We start from the raw sequence: 1,499 nt of genomic DNA, 5'->3' as shown, positions 1-1,499 counted from the left end.
TGTGATGTCTAGCGACATTTTGGACACGGAGTCCAGGATGTTTTTGGACGGGATGTCTAGTGGCTTTTTGGACGTTTGCGGCGGTGGAATAGCCGGATGGCTATTCCATTGCATAAGCGTAGAAAGGTCGCAGATTTCGATCCCGTTCGTGACGGCAAGACGGTCACACAGTTTTGCAAAGAATTGGGAATCTCGCGGCAGACGTACCACAACATCAAAAGCCGGATAGCGCAGAAGGGTCGCGCAGGCATTGTGCCGGATTCGACTGCCCCGAAGAATCCGGTTAAGAAATTCCACGAGGCCGACAAAATCGCAGTCGTCCACGCCAGGCAGGAGTTGATGGAGCAAGGCTTGGATTATGGGCCTTGGTCGATCTACTACTTCTTGTTCGACACTGTAGGTCCAGATTCCACACCGTCGCGTTCTACAATCGCCTCGTGGCTTCATGAGCTGGGATTCGTTGATGCCAACGCCCGCAAACGGCCACGCAGCTCCTATAAGCGCTTCGCCCGTGATCTCGTCGGTGAACTCTGGCAGATCGATGGACTGGTCTATCGCCTCTTTGACCACGCCCACACACATGTCACGATTTACCAGGTTATCGATGATGCCAGCAGGTTCGATGTCGGAACCACAGCGTTCGCTCTGCCAGAAAACGGTACTGATGCGCGCGCTGTGCTGGCCGCAGCGTTCGCCGCCTACGGCAAGCCCCAAGAAATCCTTTCCGACAATGGCGATGCGTTTGCCACCTATCACCGTGGTTTTCTCTCTGCTACTGAAACTTGGCTCGCCAGCCAAGGCGTTCTTGCTATTGCTGGTTTCGCCCCGACAACCCAGGGAAAAGACGAGCGCTCTCACCGCACGTTGACCCAGTTCCTCGATGCACGCCACCCAGTTAGCCTTGCTGAGGTCAACGCCTATCTGGCTGAATATCGCCAGGTGTACAACGAGCGACGACGGCATCAATCACTGCTGGTCGGCAAAATGCACATCACACCACGCCAGGCTTTCGATACCTTCCCCAAGGCACCGCCGCCTACGCATCCACTCGATCCTGAGCAGGTCTGGGCCCGCGTAGTCGCCTACAACCAGGCGCACAATCCGCACGCTGTACCCGAAATGCTAAACGGCCCCGCGGAAGCGGCAACTTCACACGAGGCCAGCACCGATGACATGGCAGCTCAGCAGGGCATACCTTCCACCGATACCCCCACACTAACGGTGCCGACGACAAATTCAACAAACCATTGGGGCATCCCAGACCAGCTCTGCGTGAGCAAAGATGGCGTTGTACGCGTGTGCGGCTTCGGTCTCTACATTGGGCTGAGGTTTAAAAACCGCAGGCTCTACTCCACGGTCACAGCCGATAACGTTGCGGAGTTTTACACGGCCCATGACGGTGAATTCCTCTTCAGCGTGCCGCTGCCAATCACGTTGAGCCACAGGCCACCAGGTGGCCAGATCAACATCAACCTCGTTGAAGGAATGAAACATCGCCA

At 56.1% G+C, this 1,499-nt stretch carries 1 protein-coding gene; it reads left to right on the top strand.

From position 1 onward, the window contains the following. Positions 1-96 precede the first annotated feature (96 nt). Positions 97-1,499 (top strand): integrase core domain-containing protein (locus HMPREF2678_RS00005; protein WP_070550463.1); only part of this gene is annotated, 1,403 nt, incomplete at its 3' end.

It is taken from the genome of Corynebacterium sp. HMSC058E07 (assembly GCF_001809885.1).
Classification (GTDB): domain Bacteria; phylum Actinomycetota; class Actinomycetes; order Mycobacteriales; family Mycobacteriaceae; genus Corynebacterium; species Corynebacterium macclintockiae.
The sequence above is the reverse complement of the archived record's forward strand: the minus strand, read 5'-3'. Positions and strand labels throughout refer to the sequence as shown.